At 72.3% G+C, this 16,701-nt stretch carries 12 protein-coding genes and 1 pseudogene; 8 read left to right on the forward strand and 5 right to left on the reverse strand.

Annotated features, from left to right (window positions below):
* Window positions 1-27: 27 nt before the first annotated feature.
* Window positions 28-2,355 carry a thiamine pyrophosphate-binding protein gene (locus tag ABT160_RS43830; protein ID WP_351655078.1) on the reverse strand — a complete coding sequence of 776 codons (2,328 nt, stop codon included), beginning with the start codon at window positions 2,353-2,355 and terminating at the stop codon, window positions 28-30.
* 303 nt (window positions 2,356-2,658) lie between these two features.
* Here ABT160_RS43830 and ABT160_RS43835 point away from each other — a divergent pair, with 303 nt between their 5' ends.
* From ABT160_RS43835 to ABT160_RS43850, 4 genes are all read left to right on the forward strand, one after another.
* Window positions 2,659-3,141, forward strand: a complete 483-nt coding sequence (locus tag ABT160_RS43835) for an Lrp/AsnC family transcriptional regulator (protein WP_351655081.1) — start codon at window positions 2,659-2,661, stop codon at window positions 3,139-3,141.
* Window positions 3,142-3,351: 210 nt separating this feature from the next.
* Complete coding sequence (locus ABT160_RS43840) at window positions 3,352-4,200, forward strand: fumarylacetoacetate hydrolase family protein (protein ID WP_351655083.1); 849 nt, start codon at window positions 3,352-3,354, stop codon at window positions 4,198-4,200.
* Window positions 4,201-4,333: 133 nt separating this feature from the next.
* Window positions 4,334-4,906 (forward strand): VOC family protein, encoded by a 573-nt coding sequence (locus ABT160_RS43845; RefSeq protein ID WP_351655085.1) that lies wholly within the window; start codon window positions 4,334-4,336, stop codon window positions 4,904-4,906.
* A 40-nt stretch (window positions 4,907-4,946) separates the two neighbouring features.
* Window positions 4,947-5,408: an HIT family protein gene (locus tag ABT160_RS43850; protein WP_351655088.1), complete on the forward strand. Its 462-nt coding sequence runs from the start codon at window positions 4,947-4,949 to the stop codon at window positions 5,406-5,408.
* A 6-nt stretch (window positions 5,409-5,414) separates the two neighbouring features.
* Here the strand turns inward: ABT160_RS43850 and ABT160_RS43855 are convergent, their stop codons facing one another.
* The gene (locus ABT160_RS43855) at window positions 5,415-6,308 is read right to left on the reverse strand and encodes an SDR family NAD(P)-dependent oxidoreductase (protein WP_351655089.1); all 894 of its coding nucleotides are present in this window, start codon (window positions 6,306-6,308) and stop codon (window positions 5,415-5,417) included.
* A 152-nt stretch (window positions 6,309-6,460) separates the two neighbouring features.
* Here ABT160_RS43855 and ABT160_RS43860 point away from each other — a divergent pair, with 152 nt between their 5' ends.
* The 3 genes from ABT160_RS43860 (at window position 6,461) to ABT160_RS43870 (ending at window position 8,748) form a co-directional block, all read left to right on the forward strand.
* Complete coding sequence (locus ABT160_RS43860; protein ID WP_351655092.1) at window positions 6,461-7,081, forward strand: TetR/AcrR family transcriptional regulator; 621 nt, start codon at window positions 6,461-6,463, stop codon at window positions 7,079-7,081.
* Window positions 7,068-8,099, forward strand: a complete 1,032-nt coding sequence (locus tag ABT160_RS43865) for a hypothetical protein (protein WP_351655094.1) — start codon at window positions 7,068-7,070, stop codon at window positions 8,097-8,099. The genes ABT160_RS43860 and ABT160_RS43865 overlap by 14 nt, the downstream gene beginning before the upstream one ends.
* 184 nt (window positions 8,100-8,283) lie before the next feature.
* A complete protein-coding gene (locus ABT160_RS43870) occupies window positions 8,284-8,748 on the forward strand; it encodes a hypothetical protein (RefSeq protein WP_351655095.1) in 465 nt (154 codons plus the stop codon).
* Window positions 8,749-8,776: 28 nt separating this feature from the next.
* Here the strand turns inward: ABT160_RS43870 and ABT160_RS43875 are convergent, their stop codons facing one another.
* Entirely contained in the window at window positions 8,777-8,974 is a 198-nt protein-coding gene (locus ABT160_RS43875; protein WP_351655098.1) for a hypothetical protein, read from the reverse strand.
* A gap of 120 nt (window positions 8,975-9,094) precedes the next feature.
* Between ABT160_RS43875 and ABT160_RS43880 the strand changes: the two genes are divergently transcribed.
* Window positions 9,095-11,764: a hypothetical protein gene (locus ABT160_RS43880; RefSeq protein ID WP_351655099.1), complete on the forward strand. Its 2,670-nt coding sequence runs from the start codon at window positions 9,095-9,097 to the stop codon at window positions 11,762-11,764.
* 88 nt (window positions 11,765-11,852) lie between these two features.
* On the opposite strand, the gene ABT160_RS43885 is transcribed toward ABT160_RS43880, so the two are convergent.
* Together ABT160_RS43885 and ABT160_RS43890 are read right to left on the reverse strand one after the other, a co-directional pair.
* Entirely contained in the window at window positions 11,853-12,212 is a 360-nt protein-coding gene (locus ABT160_RS43885) for an RlpA-like double-psi beta-barrel domain-containing protein (RefSeq protein ID WP_351655101.1), read from the reverse strand.
* Between the two features lie 231 nt (window positions 12,213-12,443).
* Window positions 12,444-16,701: pseudogene (locus tag ABT160_RS43890) on the reverse strand (hypothetical protein); the annotation flags it as partial.

Genomic DNA, 16,701 nt, shown 5'->3' on the forward strand with positions numbered 1-16,701 from the left:
CGTGCGGCGCCGGCCCCGGACGGCGTGTCACTGGGTCAGGTCGAGGGCCGCGGTGACGATGCTGTCGGTGTCGATGCCGTGATGACGGTAGACCTCCTCCAGGGACCCCGACTGACCGAATCGGCTCACCCCCAGCCTGCGGGCCGGCACGCGGTGCAGGGTGGCCAGGAAGGCGAGGGTGTGCGGGTGGCCGTCCAGGACCGTGACCAGCGGCGTGGCGCGTTCCGCCGGGAAGACCTGGTCCAGGATCCAGTCGACCGCCGTGCCGTGCCCGGCCCGCGCGTCCATCGCCCGGTAGAGCAGGCCCGGACTGGTCACGCACACCACGTCGGCCGGGACGCCGAGGTTCTGGAGGCGGTCCGCAGCGGCCAGCGCCTCGGTCACGAGGGCGCCCATGGCGGCGATGGTGACCTGGGCTCCGGGCCGCCGCAGGAGCGGATAGGCGCCGGCGACGACCTGGCGGCGACGGCGTTCCCGGGCCGCCGGGTCGGTGGGCACCCGCGCCAGGGCCTGGTCCACGGGCCGGGTCGAGAGCCGCAGGTACGCGGAGCCGCCGTCGGCCCGTCCGAGCCGGGACAGCGCGGCCAGCAGCGTCCACTCGGTGTCGAGGGCGAACGCCGGTTCCCAGGTCGTGCAGCCCGGCTGTTCGATGCCGAGGGACGGCGTGGTGATCGACTGGTGCGCACCGCCCTCGGGGGCGAGGGTCACTCCGGACGGGGTGCCGACCAGGATCGACTGCCCTCCGGCGTAGATACCGAACGACCAGGGTTCCAGGGCGCGTTGAACGAAGGGGTCGTACAACACTCCGATGGGCAGAAGGGGTTGGCCCCAGCGGCTCCAGGTGGCGCCCAGTTCGCCGAGGAGTCCGACCAGATTGGTCTCCGCGATGCCCAGCTCGATGTGCTGGCCGGTAGGCCGCTCACGCCAGTGCAGGATGGTCTCCGCGTCGTCGGCGAACCAGTCCACGCGCTCGGTGGGCGACCACACGCCGACCTTGTTGACCCACCCGCCCAGGTTCGTGGAGGAGCTGACGTCGGGGCTGACCGTGACCACCCGGCGCGCGGCGTCGGGAGCGCTGCGGGTCAGGTCGAGCAGCGCCCGGCCCAGCGCGGCCTGCGTCGTCGCCACGCCCGCCGGAGTCCGGCCGATGTCCACCGGAATCTCCGGCGGCCGCGCTTCGGGGACGGCGTCCCGGCGCAGCCGGGCACCGGCCTCCGCGCACAGGCGGGCGGCCGCCGAGTCGGGGGCGAATGCCCGCCAGGGGTCGGCCAGGTCCGTGCCGACCCGGTCGGCGAGCTCCCCCATCTGTTCCTCCGTCAGCAGGGAGGAATGGTTCTGCGGATGGCCCTCGGTGGGCAGCCCGTGCCCCTTGACCGTGTACGCGAAGATCACCGTGGGCCGGTCGTCATCGACCTTGGACAGGGCGCCGTCGAGAGCGGCGAGGTCGTGACCTCCGAGATTGCGGACGGCCGCCATCAGGGTCGCGTCGTCGACGCCCGCAAACAGGTCCCTGATCGCCTGTGCCCCCGGGCCGGTGCCGGGCAGGCGGTCGCGCAGGTCCCCCGCCGGGCAGCGCAGCAGACGCTGGTACTCGGGGTTGGGCATGGTGTCGATGCGCTCGCGGAGCTCCTGTCCCCCGGTACGCGTGAGCAGTTCCTCCAGCAGGGTGCCGTACTTGAGGGTGAGCACCTGCCAGCCGGCCGCGGCGAACATGCCGTGCAGACGGCCCGCGGCGATGGTGGGCACCACCCGGTCCAGGGACTGTCGGTTGAGGTCCACGATCCAGACGAGTTCGCCGAGTTCGGCCACCTGCGGGTCGACCACCGCCTCCCACACCGCGCCCTCGTCCAGCTCCGCGTCCCCCACCAGCGCGTACTGCCGGCCGATGGGGCTCTCACCGAGGCCGCCGGCCGCGTACCGGCGCGCGAGCGCTCCCCAGATGGTGGCCGTGGCGCCGATGCCGACCGATCCGGTGGAGTAGTCGACCGGGTCGGGGTCCTTCGACCGGCTCGGGTAGCTCTGCAGGCCCCCGAAGGAGCGGAGCGTGGACAGGTGGGAGGCGTCCAGCTCACCGAGCAGGTGGTTGAGTGCGTGCAGCACGGGCGAGGCGTGCGGCTTCACCGAGACCCTGTCCTCGGGGCGCAGGTGACGGAACCACAGGGCCGTCATGATCGACACCATCGAGGCGCAGGAGGCCTGGTGTCCGCCGACCTTGAGCCCCGAGGGGTTGGGGCGCACGCGGTTGGCGTGGTGGACGATCGCGCTCGACAGCCACAGCACGCGGTTCTCGATCTCGTGCAGCACGCCGAAGGCGGCGTCCGTGGTCCGCCCGGCGGCGGCTGGTGCGGTGGTCATGGCGAAACGGTCTCCTCGCGCTCGGCACGTCCGGCGTCCAGACGTACCACCGACTGTTCATGGGGCGTATCACGACGGTGAGCCGGACGCACCGGCTGCGGGCCGAGCGGTGTACCCGGCCGGCGTCCGGCGCGCAGCGGGCGGTGGCGCACGGCCCGGCGCGTCCTCAGCCGCGCATGCGAATGACGTGTGCTGCGGCCGCGGCCGAGCAGACCACCACGCCACGACGTCAGACAAGAACCCGCCAGAAAGTCACGCAGAATGCCCAGTCCCCCGGCCTCTCAGCTCTGGAAGGTGCGCACCGTGCCCAGTTCCGAACGGATCGACCCGACCGACGCCCGCCTCCTGTTGGCGCTCGCCGCCCACCCCCGGGCCACGACCGTGGCGCTCGCCGAGGCCAGTGGGCTGAGCCGCAACACGGTGCAGGCCCGTCTCACGGCGATGGACCGCCGGGGCGCCGTGGCCTCGTTCGAGCGGCGCGTCGACCCGGCCGCGCTCGGCTACCCGCTGGCCGCGTTCGTCACCACGCAGGTCGCCCAGCGCGGGCTCGGCGACGTGGCGCGGGCGCTGGCCGCGATCCCCGAAGTGGTGCAGGTGGACGGACTGAGCGGCGAAACCGACCTGCTGGTGCACGTCGTCGCGACCGGCGCCGAGGACCTGTACCGCGTGGCCGGACAGATCCTCGGCATCCCCGGCGTGGAACGCACCAGCACCTCCCTCGTGATGCGCCGACTGGTGCCGTACCGGATCGCCCCGCTGCTGCGCCGCCGTACCGCCGGCTCCTGAGCGCTGGCCCGTTCGCAACGCCCCGGCCGAAGTTCGGCCGCACGACGTCTTGCTGTTATCATATATAGCGGCCTACTGTGATCCGCGTCGTGACCGCCGCGAGGCCGCTGCCGACCGGACTCCGCCCGCCTCGCACGCGCCCCTGGACACACCACCGGCCGGCAGAAGCGAACCCGATGAATCCGATCGAAGGAACACAGGAGCAGTCCCGTGCGCATCGCCAATCTCTCCGGCCGCCTGGTCCTCGTCGTGGACGGCCGTGCCGTCGACGTCGAGCAGGCCAGTAACGGCCGTTTCCCCGCGGATCCGCAGGCCGTCTACGACCGATGGGACGAGTTCCGGGAGTGGGCGGCAGTGGCCCGGCTGCCCCAGGGCCGTTCGTTCGACCCCGTCGATCTCGGCGCGCCGGCACCCACACCGCGGCAGGTCATCGCCGCCGGCCTCAACTACCGTGACCACGCCGCCGAGTCCGGCTTCGCACTGCCGGACACCATGCCGCCGGTCTTCACCAAGTTCGCCACGAGCATCACCGGACCCGTCACCGACGTGGTCCTGCCGCCCGGCGGCCACACCGACTGGGAGATCGAACTGGTCGCCGTCATCGGCATCCGGGCCCACCACGTCTCCGCCGACACGGCCTGGAACCATGTGGCCGGGCTGACCGTGGGGCAGGACCTCTCCGAGCGGATCACACAACTCGAAGGCCCCTCACCCCAGTTCAGTCTCGGCAAATCCTTCCCGGGGTTCGCCCCGACCGGCCCGTGGCTGGTCACCCCCGATGCCTTCGAGGACCGGGACGACCTGGAACTGCGCTGCACCGTGAACGGCGAAGAGATGCAGAAAGGCCGCACCAGCGACCTGATCTTCTCGGTGCCCGAGTTGATCGCCCGACTGTCGACGGTGCTCCCGCTGCTGCCCGGCGACGTCGTCTTCACCGGGACACCTGCCGGCGTCGGCCTGGGCCGCGATCCGCAGCGCTGGCTCGCCCCCGGCGACGAGCTCGTCAGCACCATCGAAGGCATCGGCGAACTGCGCCAGCGCTTCGTCACCCGGACCTGACACCACGGACCGGCCCGCTCGGACCGACAGTCCGCCGCCGCAACACCTCCCCCACCGGCCGATGACCAGCGCCCGCAAGCCGCCCCCCGGCTCTCGCGAGCACCCGCCCGCGCATTCCATCGAGGAGGACCGGATGTCCGCCACACCGAAGTTCGCCCACGTCGTGTTCCAGACCAGCAACCCCACTGCCATGCGGGACTGGTACTGCGCCGTCCTGGACGGGCACGTGGTGTTCCAGAACGACAGCCTGTGCTTCATCACCTACGACGACGAGCACCACCGCGTCGCCCTGCTCACGCCGCCGGTCGCCCTGGACCGCAAGACCCCGACGACGGCCGCGGTCCATCACGTCGCCTACACCTTCGGCCACCTCGACGACCTCCTCGCCCGCTACGAACTACTGCGCGACAAGGGCGTCACCCCGGCGGTGTGCATCGCCCACGGCGTCACCACCTCGATGTACTACAAGGACCCCGACGGCAGCTTCGTCGAGATGCAGATCGACAACTACGCCGACCCGGAGGACGCCACCGGGTACATGCGGGGCGACGAGTACGGCGAGGACGCCGTCGGTCCGGCCTTCGACCCCGAGGCCCTGCTCGTGGCCCGCCGCTCCGGCACGCCCGTGGAGGAACTGACGGACCGCGCCTGGGCCCTCAGGACGCCCCGGCCGGACCCGATGCTGGTGCTCACCGGCGCGGTGTGAACCCCGCCCCTGCCCCCCATCCCCTCATCGAGGAGAGTTCTTGAGCAGGACCAGTGACACCGATGACTGCTTCATGTGCGGCCTGGAACAGAACGACGAGAGCGCTGTCGTCTTCCGTGACGCCCTCTGGTCGTGCGAGACGGTCCCGGGCTACGACGTGCCCGGATGGTTCGTCCTGCGGGTGCGTCGTCATGCCGAGCGCATCACCGGGCTCGACGAGGCCGAACTCGCGACGTTCGCCCGTCGGGCACGCGACCTGGTCGCCGCAGTGACGGAGGCAACGGGGGCGCCCACCACCTACCTGCTCGTCTTCGGCGAGAACCACCCCCACTTCCACGCACTGATCACAGCGCGAGGCGAGGACGTGCCGGCGGATCGGCGCGGCGGCGACATCCTGCGGCTGGTCAGGGAACGAGCCGACCCGGAGGCCGCCGCCAGCCTGGTCCCCGCTGTACGCATCGCCTACGCACGCATGACCGACGCCCACTCAGTCCACACCTGACGCACCTCAGTCCGCGACCATGCCGCTCAGGGGAGCGGACGCCTTACGCCGGGACCGGTGACTCGCAGAGAACACCCTGTCCATCAGGCGGGTCGGAAGGAAGCGGGCAAGGGGAACGATGAACGCGGCATCGACACCGAGGGTGTACCGGGCGCGCGGTCGGGCTGTCGTGGCCACCTTGGCGATTTTGGCCGCGGCTTTCGCCGCGGGCAGGGCGCGCTGGAGAAAAGCGGCGTTCGAGGCGACCGTTGAGGTGACGAGATCACCGTACAGTCGCTGGTGTTCGGCGTTCATCCGGCCGGCGAGCTCGAGGGAGATATCTCCACTGCGGGCGGCCATCTCGGTCCTGACTCCGCCTGGCTGGACCACCACGACCTGGACACCTTGCGCTGCGACCTCACGGCGCAGGGAGTCACTCATCGCCTCGAGTGCGAACTTCGTTCCCGCGTAGGCGGCGAAGATCGGGAGGGCGGCCACTCCGCCCACCGAGCTGATGTTGACGATCCTGCCTCGGCTCTGCCGGAGGAACGGCAGCAGCTTCTGGATGACGGCGACGTGGCCGAACAGGTTGACCTCGAACTGCTGCCGCCACACCTCCAGCGGCAGCACCTCCACAGGTGCGTTGATCTCGATGCCGGCGTTGTTGATCAGTGCACGCAGGGGACGCCGCTCGGTGTCCCCTGCGATGCGCTCGGCAAGGGCTGCGACGTGCTCGGGGGCGGTGATGTCCAAGGTGACCGGTTCGACGCCTGCGGCCCGGATGGCGTCCGCCTCGGCGTCGGTGCGGACCCCGGCGAGGACGTGGTAGCCCATCGAGGCGAGTTCGCGCGCCGTCGCGGCTCCGATGCCCGTGGAGGCCCCGGAGACGACCACGAGCTCGTTCTTGTGCGTCTGCGTCATGCCAGGGACCTTTCAGCAGGTACGCCCTTGAGTGGGGTGGTCGATCACAGAGAGGGGAGCGTAAATGGAGGGATCGGGCTTTCCCTCTCTCTTCAATGTATCCAATGAAAACATAGTTGTCGATGGAAACATTGCTCGGTATGCTCGCCTTCATGCGCGAACCCGTCGAGCCACGCCCCTACCATCACGGACACCTCCGCACCGCGCTCCTCGACGCAGCCGAACGCAGCTTGCGCGAGCACGGTGCGGATCAGCTCTCGCTCCGGGATCTGGCCAGGGAGCTCGGGGTCAGCCACGCCGCGCCGCGCCGCCACTTCGCCGACCGAAGGGCCCTGCTCGACTCCCTCGCGGAGACCGGATTCGTCCGCCTCGGCGCCACCCTGGGCACCGCACTGGCCCCGGGCGAAGTCGAGCGTGCTTTCCCCACACGCGTCCGGGACGCCGTGAAGGCCTACGCCCGCTTCGCGACCGAGAACCCCGCGCTGTACGAGCTGATGAACTCCAGCAAGCACCATCCGGGAGCGACCGTGGTCACCCAGGCCGCTGCGGCCGCGTACGGGCAGATGATCGATCTGATCAAAGAGGGACAAGCGCGCGGCGTACTCGAACAAGGCAATCCCGAACAGGCCGGAATCATCCTCTACGCCACCGTGCAAGGCATCACCACCATGGTCAACAGCGGCGCGATCGGCGCGGAGCAGCTCGATGGACTCGTCGACACCGCGGTCGCCCAGTTCCTTCGGGGCGCCCGTCCTCTTCTTGACGGCCAGTGAGGGATCTGGCGGCCGCCGCCCAGGCGCTGCCCGTCACCGGGGTGCCTGCCGCATCCTGCTCCAGGCCGACCTGCAGCTGAAGAAGACCACCGCGTCCCTGATCCACCCCAAGACCAGCCTGGGCAAGACCTTCTGGAACCGCATCGGGAAGGAGTGCCTTTCCTTCCGCACCTGGATCGTGCCCGGCCAGGCCCGCGTCAACGAGCAGGACGACCAGCTCTACATCCTCGACGCGCCCCTGAAGGTCAAGATGGAGTCCCAGCGCCTGACGGGGGCGGGAAGTACGGGCGCCGCCTCCTGCAAGGGCAGCAGCGACCCGTCGGCGGAAGCGCGCAACGAGGCGACGTTCCGGAGCCTGATCCTGCCGGGCATCGAGCGGGCCGTGAACCAGGCCCCGCAGTACGCCGACCTGCGCCGGGTCTACCTCTCCCGGGTCGCCGCGGAGTGGTACCGCCAGCGCGGCGCCGACCACGCCACCACCTACGGGGACCTCATCGACCGCGGCGACGTGACGCGTTGGCGGACACGCACGAACTGGAAGCCGCGCGACACCTTCGACGCCTACGTACGGTCCTACAAGCAGGGCGAGTTCAGGTACACCGAACGCACCCGCAAGGGCGACTACATCTACACCCGCACCTTCATCTACGGCGGCGTCGACCTCTCCCGCCTGGACCTCCACAAGGTCGCCCCCTCCGACGCCTTCCGCGACCAGTGGGCCGGCATGAAGCAGGACACCGCCACGTCCACTCAGGCGGCGCACGCGTCCGCCAACGGCTCCCGGATCTGGATGGGCGGTGACAACGCGACGGCCGGCGGGGACGGGCCGAACGCCGACGCGGGCAGCGGCAAGAGCGCGAAGGGAGGGACACAGGGCTCCGCCGCGCCCACCGGGAACTCTTCCAGCTCCCTCACCAGGCGCCTGGTGAGCGCGCTGATCGGTGGGGCACTGCTGTACGGCGTGGTGCTGCTCCGACGGCGCACGCGACGCCGGTCGCACCCGGGGCCCGGTCGCTGAGCCGGGGTTCGACCCGCCCCTCCCCCGCCCGCTTCCCTCGCCCCGCCGAGGATCCGACGTCCCGCCCGCCTGGCCGGCCCAGACCCGGCCGGGCGGCGACTACGTCGCCCCTTGGACCGGCGCCGGGTGCCGAGGGACCGGGCTTCTGGTCGACTGGCAGGGCGATCCCCTAACCTCGCGCGCCATGGAGTGGACTGCTTTGGTAGCAACGGTGTTGGGCGCGGCCATCGGGGTGGGGAGCACGCTCGCGGTGGACAGGGCCCGGTGGGAAAGGGACACGGGTGAGCGGGACCGGGAGGTCTTCCGCTCGACCGCCGCGGACTTCCTCAACGCGCTGACCGAGGCCCGTGATGCCATCAGCGACGCCAGCCGTGCAGCACATTTACCGACGGCGGAGCGCGCCGACCTGGCCAGGGCCGGATTTCTCGACCACGGGGTGCACGCGCAGCAGTACCAACTGGAACTCATCGCCGAACCCCGCGTCGCGCGCCTCGCGAACGAGGCCGCCCAGCACCTACTCGCCTACCGGGACGCGGTGATCGCCGGGCACCTGCGGGAGGACGAGCAGTGCGCACAAGCCCGGCGGGCCTTTCGCGAAGCACGCCAGGAACTCATGAGCGCCCTGCGGGACGCGCTGGCCCGCCCGTGACGCGGCCGGCTCCCAAGCCCTTCGTCGTTCACGCGGGAAGCGACGCCAGGGCCGTGGTGATGGCGACGGCGAGGGTGATGACCGTGGTGAAGGCCACGGCGGCCCGGGCGAGGGCCGTGGGGTAGGTGGCGCCGTCCAGGCGGGCGAGCTTGCCCGCGCCGGCCGCTGCCAGCAGCGCGATGACGATCACGAGGGCGGTGCCCTGGAGCACGAGGGCGAGGGTCACGGCAAGCTCCCTGGGGAGGTGGGGTGTTGACGTGTCCGAGGGTCAGGCAAACGGTGTCCGGCGATGTCCGGCTGGACCGAGAATGGACGCGGCCGGACACACGAGGGGACCGGAGGAGCGATGCCTGGGACCGCACAGCACAGCGAGCACGCCGAGGTCCCCGACCACGAGGACTACGTGACGCTGCGGCGGATGCTGGCCGAGCGGCTGGCCGACGCCCTGGCCGCCTCCGCGTTGTCGGGCAAGAAACAGCTGGCGGACCTGGCCAACGTGGCGCGCGCGACGCTCTACACCGCGTTCGACCCCGAAGGGCCACTGCCTTCGGAGCACACCGTGGCGGCCCTGGCGGGCCCGCTCGGCCTGTCCCGCGCGCCTCTCCTGGCACTGCGCCGCAGGGCTGTCAGGGCCATGAGCACCGGGCGGGGGCCGGGGAAGCCGATCGGCCAGTGGGACCCCCACGACCTGGAGGTCCATCCCGCGGGGACCGGAACAGCGGGCCCGACCGCGGGGACCGTCGCCCGGCGACCGCTGCCCGGGTACGTCCGCCGGGCCCACGACGAGGTCCTCGACGCCGCGGTCCGTGACGCCGCCGCCGGCCGCAGTGGGATCGTGGTCCTGGTCGGATCTTCCTCGACCGGCAAGACCCGGGCCTGCTGGAACGCGGTCCAGCCCCTGGCCGCACAGGGGTGGCGGCTGTGGCATCCGTACGAACCCACCCCGGCCCAGGCCGCTCTGACCGATCTGCGCGGCATCGGGCCGCGCACCGTGGTCTGGCTCAACGAGGCCCAGCACTACCTCGGCGACCGGACCCTGGGCGAGCGGATCGCCGCGGCCCTACGCCATCTCCTCACCAGCCCCGAGCGGGGGCCCGTCCTCGTCCTGGGCACGCTCTGGCACGAGTACGCCCGCCAGTACACAGCCGTGCCGACCCCCGGGGGCGATGACCCCCACGCCCAAGTGCGGGAACTGCTCGCCCAGCACACCGTGGACGTCCCTGCGGCCTTCGACCGCCGCGCCCTGGACGCCGCCGTCGAACTGGCCGAGGCCGGCGACCTGCTGCTGCGGGACGCCCTCACCCGGGCGCGCGTCGACGGAAGGCTCACCCAGGACCTGGCCGGCGCGCCGCAGCTCCTCGACCGCTACCAGCGCGCCAGTCCGGTGGCCAGGGGCCTCCTCGAAGCGGCGATGGACGCCCGCCGCCTCGGCGTCGGCCTGCGTCTGTCGCGCGCATTTCTCACGCACGCGGCCCGTGACTACCTCCACGCGTACGACCGCGACGCGCTGGCCGACGAACCCGCGTGGGTCTCTGCCGTCGACGCCGCCTTCTCCGAACTCGCCAGGCCCGTCCACGGAAAGCAGGCGCCCCTGCGTCAAGCGGCCGTGGCGTCACCGCAACACCCGGGGGCCCCTGCGCTCCAGGTGACCCGCCCTCAGGATCTGCCGGTCCGGCTCGCCGACTACCTCGAACACCACGGGCGCCAAACCCGTCGCAGAGGCTGCCCGCCCGCTTCCTTCTGGCACGCCGCCCACGCTCATCTCACCGCTCCCGACGACCTGAACGCCCTTGCCCGGGCGGCGGAGGACAGGCACCGCATGCAGTGGGCCCACCACCTGTGGATACGAGCTGCCGAGGCCGGGGACGGCCTCGGCCTGAGCCGCCTGGCCATGGTGAGGGAGGACGCCGGGGACCGACGGGGCGCCGAGGACTTCGCGCGGCGGGCGGCGGGCGCGGGCATCTCCCATGCCCTGCGCACCCTTGCCCGTGCGCGGCGCAGGGCCGGGGACGTGGAGGCGGCCGAGGCCCTGTTCCAGCAGTTGGCCGACGTCAGCGGAGCCGACGTCCTCATCGATCTGGCCCGGCTGAGGGAAGAAGCCGGGGACCGGCCGGGCGCCGCGGAGTTCGTGCAGCGGGCGGCCACCACCGGCAGCATCGAAGCCCTGCTCCGCCTGATGCGGGAGCGCGAGGACGCCGGGGACGCCTCGGGCGCCACGGCACTCGCGCAACAAGCGGCCGACGCGGGCAGCCCCTCCTTCTTGATCGAGCTGGCGGACAGGCGAGGGGACGCCGGAGACCTCCCGGGTGCCAGGGCCCTTCTCCAGCAGGCCGCCGACCGCGGCAGCACGCAGGCCCTCGTACGCCTGATGCGGGAGCGCGAGGAGGCCGGGGACCCGTCGGGCGCCGCGGACCTCGCCCGGCAAGCGGCCCGCCGTGGTCGCACGATCGGGCTGCGCCACGCCGCGCGCATGCGGGACGAGGCGGGGGACCCGCGAGGCGCCGCGGACTTCATCGCAGAGGCGGCCGCCGCCGGCGATCGCATGGCCGTGGCCGAGATCGCGCTGCTGCGGGAGCGGGCCGGTGAGCGGCAGGACGACGAGGCACTCGCGCGGCAGGCCGACGGGGATGCCGAGGTCCTGGGCTACTTCGCGGTGATGCGGGAGGAAGCCGGAGATCTGGAGAGCGCGGAGAAGCTGGCTCGATGGGCCACCGACGCCGGTCACCCCAGTGCCCTGGCCGACCTGGCACGCATGCGGCAGGAAGCCGGGCACCCCAAGAGCGCGGAGGCACTCGCCTGGGCCGCCGTCGACGCCGGTCAGCCCGGTGCCCTGGCCGACCTGGCCCACTTACGGGAGGAATCCGGCAACCCGCAGGACATCGAACCACTCCTCCGGGCAGCCGCAGACGCCGGCGACACGTTGTCCCTCACCTACGGGGTGCAGTTCCCTCCCCAGAGGAACTGGCCGCACGGCCTGGACCCGGACGGGACCCCGACGCCTCCCTGGGAGCCCTGAGCACGGAGCCGTCCGTGTCGGCGTCGTGGGTGGCCTTGTGGTGCTCCTTGGTGGAGTACGCGCCACGGCAGGCCGTGCTGAGTGACAGTCAGCTGACGAAGTGCCAGTCCACGTAGATGGTCCCCTCGTCGAGGGAGGCGAAGTACGAGAAGAGGCCCGTGCTCATGTCAAGCCCGTCGTCGGGGAGGCCTGGCTGCTCGTCCACGACCTTGGCCAAGTGGGTCTTGCCCCTGAAGGAGATGGAGACGTACTTGCCGCACTTCACGTCGGGGTAGCTGCCGAACTGCTCCGGGCTCAAGGCGACGACGAAGTCGGCGTCGTCGTTCGCATCCCCGCAGGCGCCGACGCCGACGCCGACGGCGTAGTAGGTGGCCCGGGCGTTCGAGTGCTGCTCGGGCGGCTCGGCCTGTGCTGGGGGCGCCATCGTCAGCACGCTCCCCGAAAGCATCAACCCCACTCCCGCCTGAGCGGCCTTGCGCCCCAGTCGGCGGACCGCCGACCGGTCCCCGCGCTTCCCCGTACGTCCTACCAGCATCGCAACTCCACTACCTGGAAAGGGAAGACAGGGTGGACCGGACTCTCACTGAACGCAACACCACCCTGACCCATAGTGAGCGTTACGTTACCCAGCGCACCCGATGTCGGGCCAGCACCGCCATGCCGGGTGATCTCCGACGTGTCAGCCAGGCCGCTGGATACTGTCCCCCCGGTTGTACAGCGCCACGCTGGTGCCCATCCGGCCGAAGTCGTTGACCACGCCGAACAGCGTCTTCTTGCCCGGCAGCAGCGCGAGCAACGACGCCTGGTCTTCGAGGACCGCGGCCAGCAGGTCCTTGTACGCGTTGAACGACCGTGCCGTGTAACCGGGTTCGGTCGCGGCCCTCGCGCGGTGGTCGTTCGTCACCGCGATCGACGCCAGGTCCATCAGGTAGCAGTCGAAGAGGTCGGTGACGTCGGAGGGCCGGGCCTCGCCGGCGGCGGCGTCCTCCTCGAAGATCCGCGCCATGCCGACGACGATGTCCCGGTAGGTCCGATGGCGCGTGCTGCTCGGGAACGCCGCCATGATGTGGTCGGCCTGGCCCGAGCCCTCCGTGTTCATGCTGCGCGGGTTCTTCAGCCCTTCGAGGCCGGGCACCGGCAGCGGGAACCCGGCGAACATCGCCTCCTCGTCGGGGATGCCCGTGTTCCGCGAGGCCAGCGGGTGGAGGCCGATCTCGTGCGCCAGCATGCCCATCACGTGGCCGATGCCGTAGTTCTCGAAGTAGTGGCTCGCCAGCTCGATCTCCACCCCGGCGTCACCGAGGTCCCGTACGTTCGCGGGCGTCTCCATCGTCCGCATCATCAGCGTGATGCGGCACGGGCGACCGCCGAGGTAGTCCCGGATCGTGTCGTGGCGGCGCAGCACCTCGACGATGCGGACCGCCTTGTCGCGGTACGCCTCGTTCGTGTGCTTGAGGTTCGTGAACTCGAAGTTGCCCGAGGTGAAGGGCACGAACTCGGGCTCCGGGGGCGCGGGCGCCGCAGGGTCCTGGGGTGCCCGCGCGGGGACCTCGGCGCCCGGGGTCGTGTCCTCGGCGCGGCGCGGCAGCGACACCGGGTCGACCCACACCGACCGCCGCGTCACCGGCTCCGTACCCACGTCGTCGCCGATCAGCGCGCCCAGCAGGGCCAGGTGGCGGTCGCGCAGTCCGCCCGCCGCGAGCGAGGGGTGCTCCGGGGGCCGCGACGGGTCGCCGAGCAGGCTGCCGGGGACGTCCGGGCGGTGGGGGGCGTCCGGGGAGCGGTACTCGTCGCGCAGGCCCAGCTGGTGCGACAGCTCGTGCGCCAGGTCCAGCGGGTCCGCGTCCGCCCACCACGTCACCTGGTCCATCACCCGCTCGCGGCCCACCAGGTCCACGCTCAGGTGCGGGTCGCCCGTCGCGTCCACGAACTCCACCGACACCGTCAGGCGGTCGCCGTTCGGGAGGTGGTTGGCCGGGTCGTTGAGGTAACGGCGCACGCCCGCCCGCAGGTTCTCGCGCACCCGCGCCGCCTCGGCGTCGCTGCCGCGCAGCGCCACCCGTACCGTCAACTCCGTCACCGGGCCGTCGGAGTCCGGCCTCCGGCGCGCGTCGAAGGCCGACCGCACCACGAACCGGGGTCGCGCATTCCGGGCGCCCCGCGGACCCACCTCGGACGGCCGGCTCTCCGTGGGCACTCCCGGCCGCGGCAGCCTCGGGCCCACCTCCGACGACTCCGGCCGCGGCGAGCCCTGGTCGGTGTCCATGGCCCGTGCCCCGTCGTCGGACGCATCGTCCGAGGCGTACTCGGAGGCCGAGTCGGGGGGCATCTGCGCGTTGCCGTTGCGGTTCGGCTCGCCCTGGAGCACCCCGTCGTGGTCCAGGTACGCGCCGATGTCGTCGGCGTTGTCCCGTATGTACGCCAGCAGGGCCGGCCGCTCGCGCATCCAGTCCGGCATGCGCCAGCCGGGGAAGAAGATGCCGTGGGTGCCGGAGGCCTCGACCCGGTGGCCCAGGGTCGGGCCGACGTGTTCGTTCACGGCCCGGTACGCCAGGTCACAGGAGGCGCACGCCATCTTGAAGCCGCCCAGCGGCAGCGTGCGGACGGCGGCCGGGTCACCCGGGTTCTGCTCCCAGTGCCGCACCCAGTGCCCGAGGATGGTCAGCTCGCCGTGCTCCGATCCGCGCGCGTGGTGCGGTCCCTCGCCGCCGATGTTGAGGATGCGCGGTGCCGCCAACGCCGTTCGTACGAGGTCGAGTTCGGGCGAGTCGGGGTGGTAGAGCCGGTACCAGCCGGAGACCAGGGCGCGCAGCTTGGTGCGGTCGCGGCGCTCGCGCGCGATGCCCGGGCGCTTGCGGGCGAGCCATCGTTCGTCGCGCTGCCACTGCCTGCGGGCGTCCGCCAGCGCCTTGCGGTCCTCGTGCGTGGTCGCCTCGTCCTGGAGCAGGGTGTTCCACCGCTGGTCGTCCACCTCGTCCCACGGCCCCGTCTCGTACTGGGCCTCCAGTGCGTCGTGGAGGCGTCGCTGCTCCTGTCCGCGGGCGTCGAGTTCACGCTGCCGCGCGGCCAGTTCCGCCTCGGTCCGGCGATGCGTGGCCTCGTCACGGTCCCACTGCTCCAACGCGCGCTGCCGGGACGCCCCTTGGGGTTCCTCGCCGGTGACGAACCAGGCGAGCTCCTGCCGCACCAGGTCGGCCTCCTGGCTGGTGATCGCCTTCGCGCCGGTGTTCCCCGCGATGCCGAGGGAGCCGTCGGGGAGCAGGGCGACCGCGACGTGCGGCGTGGTCCGCGCGTCGGCGTCGCGGTCTTCCTTGCGCAGCACCTCCTTCACCAGCCGGGCCACGCGGTCGAGCATGCGCAGCGTCACGGCGCGGTCCCGTGCGCTGGTGCCCGTGGGGCGCGTCTGCCGGAAGGGGGCGTCGGTGCCGAGGCCGAGGGCGTCGCGCAGTTCCTCGTACTGCTGCGCGTCGAGCCTGCCGTCCTGCTCCGCCTGGTCCAGCGCTTCGGGGAGGCCGATGCCCGCGTGGTCGGTGAAGGCGCTGTCGAACGCCACGTCCGGCAGGCCGCCCAGCTGCTGGTTCCGGCGGCGCACCACGTCGAGCAGGGCGTCGAAGTCCGCCTCGGGGTCGTCGAGGAGGGTGGCCAGCCGCGCCGCGAACGGCTGCTCGGGGCCGGTACGTACGGCGGCGTCCTCGGGAGCGGACTCGGGACCTGGCTCCGTGTCGAAGTCCGTGTCGAGGTCCATCGCCACGTCCGAGGCGTCCGCGTCCGATTCAGCTTCCAGGTCCAGGTCCAGGTCCAGGTCCTGTCTGGTGTCCGCTCCCGACAGGGTGTTGAGGTCGAACGCCTCCTCCTCGACCGCGCCGGTCGGGGGCCCGGCAGGGTGCTCCTTCACCGGCGGGACCTCGGCCGGGGGCTTCGGCGTGGGTACGGGGGGCGGTGCGGGCGTGCGCGGGAGCAGCGGGACGAAGTCGCCGCCCCGGCGGCGCAGCCGGACGTGCGGGCCGCTGTCGCCGCCGGGTCCGGGGTAGGTGTGGGTGGTGCCGTTCTCCTCGACCAGGGTGACGGTGGTGCCGGTCGCGGACGCGGCCCACTCGGCGAGCGCGCGGTCCGCTCCCGGGCCCCAGGGGGCGGTGGCCAGGTAGCGGCGGAGGTGGCCGTCGAGGGCGTCGCGGCTCGGGGCGGGTGCGCCGGTACGGGGGGTCAGGGGCGGCGGGTCGAAGAGGGCGTCGCGTTCGGCCGCGCGGCCGGGCAGGCCGTACTGGCGCATGAGCTGGGTGGCGGGCGCCCCGGCCGTGCGGTGCAGGCGGAGCGTCGCGGGGTGCGTGGCGCCGAGTTCCCGTGCCGCGGTGCCGAGTGCCTGGGAGAGCGCGTGGAAGAAGCCGTTGCCCCGGCCGCCCGGGGTGCCCTGGGTGTAGGTGGCGCCGTCGGGGGCGGTGAGGACCCCGTCGGCGGCGAGTCGGTAGCGGGGTGCCGTGCTCTCGGTGGGCGGGAGCCAGGGTGCGGTGGTGTGGCTGGGGCGTGCGGGGGGCGTGGCGTCCGTGCTCTTGGGGAGCGTGGTGCCTTCGTTCGTGGCGGTCGTGGAGCTCGTGGAGGTCGTTCCGCTCGCGGGGGCGGGCAGTGCGGTGGTGACGGGCACGGGGCTGCCGACCGTGAGGGCGGCGTGGAAGAAACCGCCCTCGCTGAACAGCACCGGGTCGGTGGCCGCCTTCACCGCCGCCGGGTCCCCGCCGTGCGGCAGGAACAGCTGCTCGCGCCCCTCGCCGGTGACGACGGTGACGGGGGTGCCGAGGACGCGGGCCGCCAGGGCGGGCAGCAGGTCGGCGCCGCCGTGGTCGCCCGCCCGCCGCTCGGGCGGGGCGGGTTCGCCGCCGTGGTCCGCCGCGCGGGGCTCGGCGGCGAAGGGGTGGCCCTGGCCGTCGCCGCCCTGTCCGGCC

The sequence above is a fragment of the Streptomyces sp. NPDC001941 genome (assembly GCF_040296945.1).
In the GTDB taxonomy this organism is placed as follows: Bacteria; Actinomycetota; Actinomycetes; order Streptomycetales; family Streptomycetaceae; genus Streptomyces.

Coding starts and splice junctions, on each gene's coding strand:
- ABT160_RS43845 (WP_351655085.1), top strand. CDS start 4,334: ATGTCCGCCACACCGAAGTTCGCCCACGTCGTGTTCCAGACCAGCAAC.
- ABT160_RS43870 (WP_351655095.1), top strand. CDS start 8,284: ATGGAGTGGACTGCTTTGGTAGCAACGGTGTTGGGCGCGGCCATCGGG.
- ABT160_RS43860 (WP_351655092.1), top strand. CDS start 6,461: ATGCGCGAACCCGTCGAGCCACGCCCCTACCATCACGGACACCTCCGC.
- ABT160_RS43830 (WP_351655078.1), bottom strand. CDS start 2,355: ATGACCACCGCACCAGCCGCCGCCGGGCGGACCACGGACGCCGCCTTC.
- ABT160_RS43880 (WP_351655099.1), top strand. CDS start 9,095: ATGCCTGGGACCGCACAGCACAGCGAGCACGCCGAGGTCCCCGACCAC.
- ABT160_RS43855 (WP_351655089.1), bottom strand. CDS start 6,308: ATGACGCAGACGCACAAGAACGAGCTCGTGGTCGTCTCCGGGGCCTCC.
- ABT160_RS43885 (WP_351655101.1), bottom strand. CDS start 12,212: ATGCTTTCGGGGAGCGTGCTGACGATGGCGCCCCCAGCACAGGCCGAG.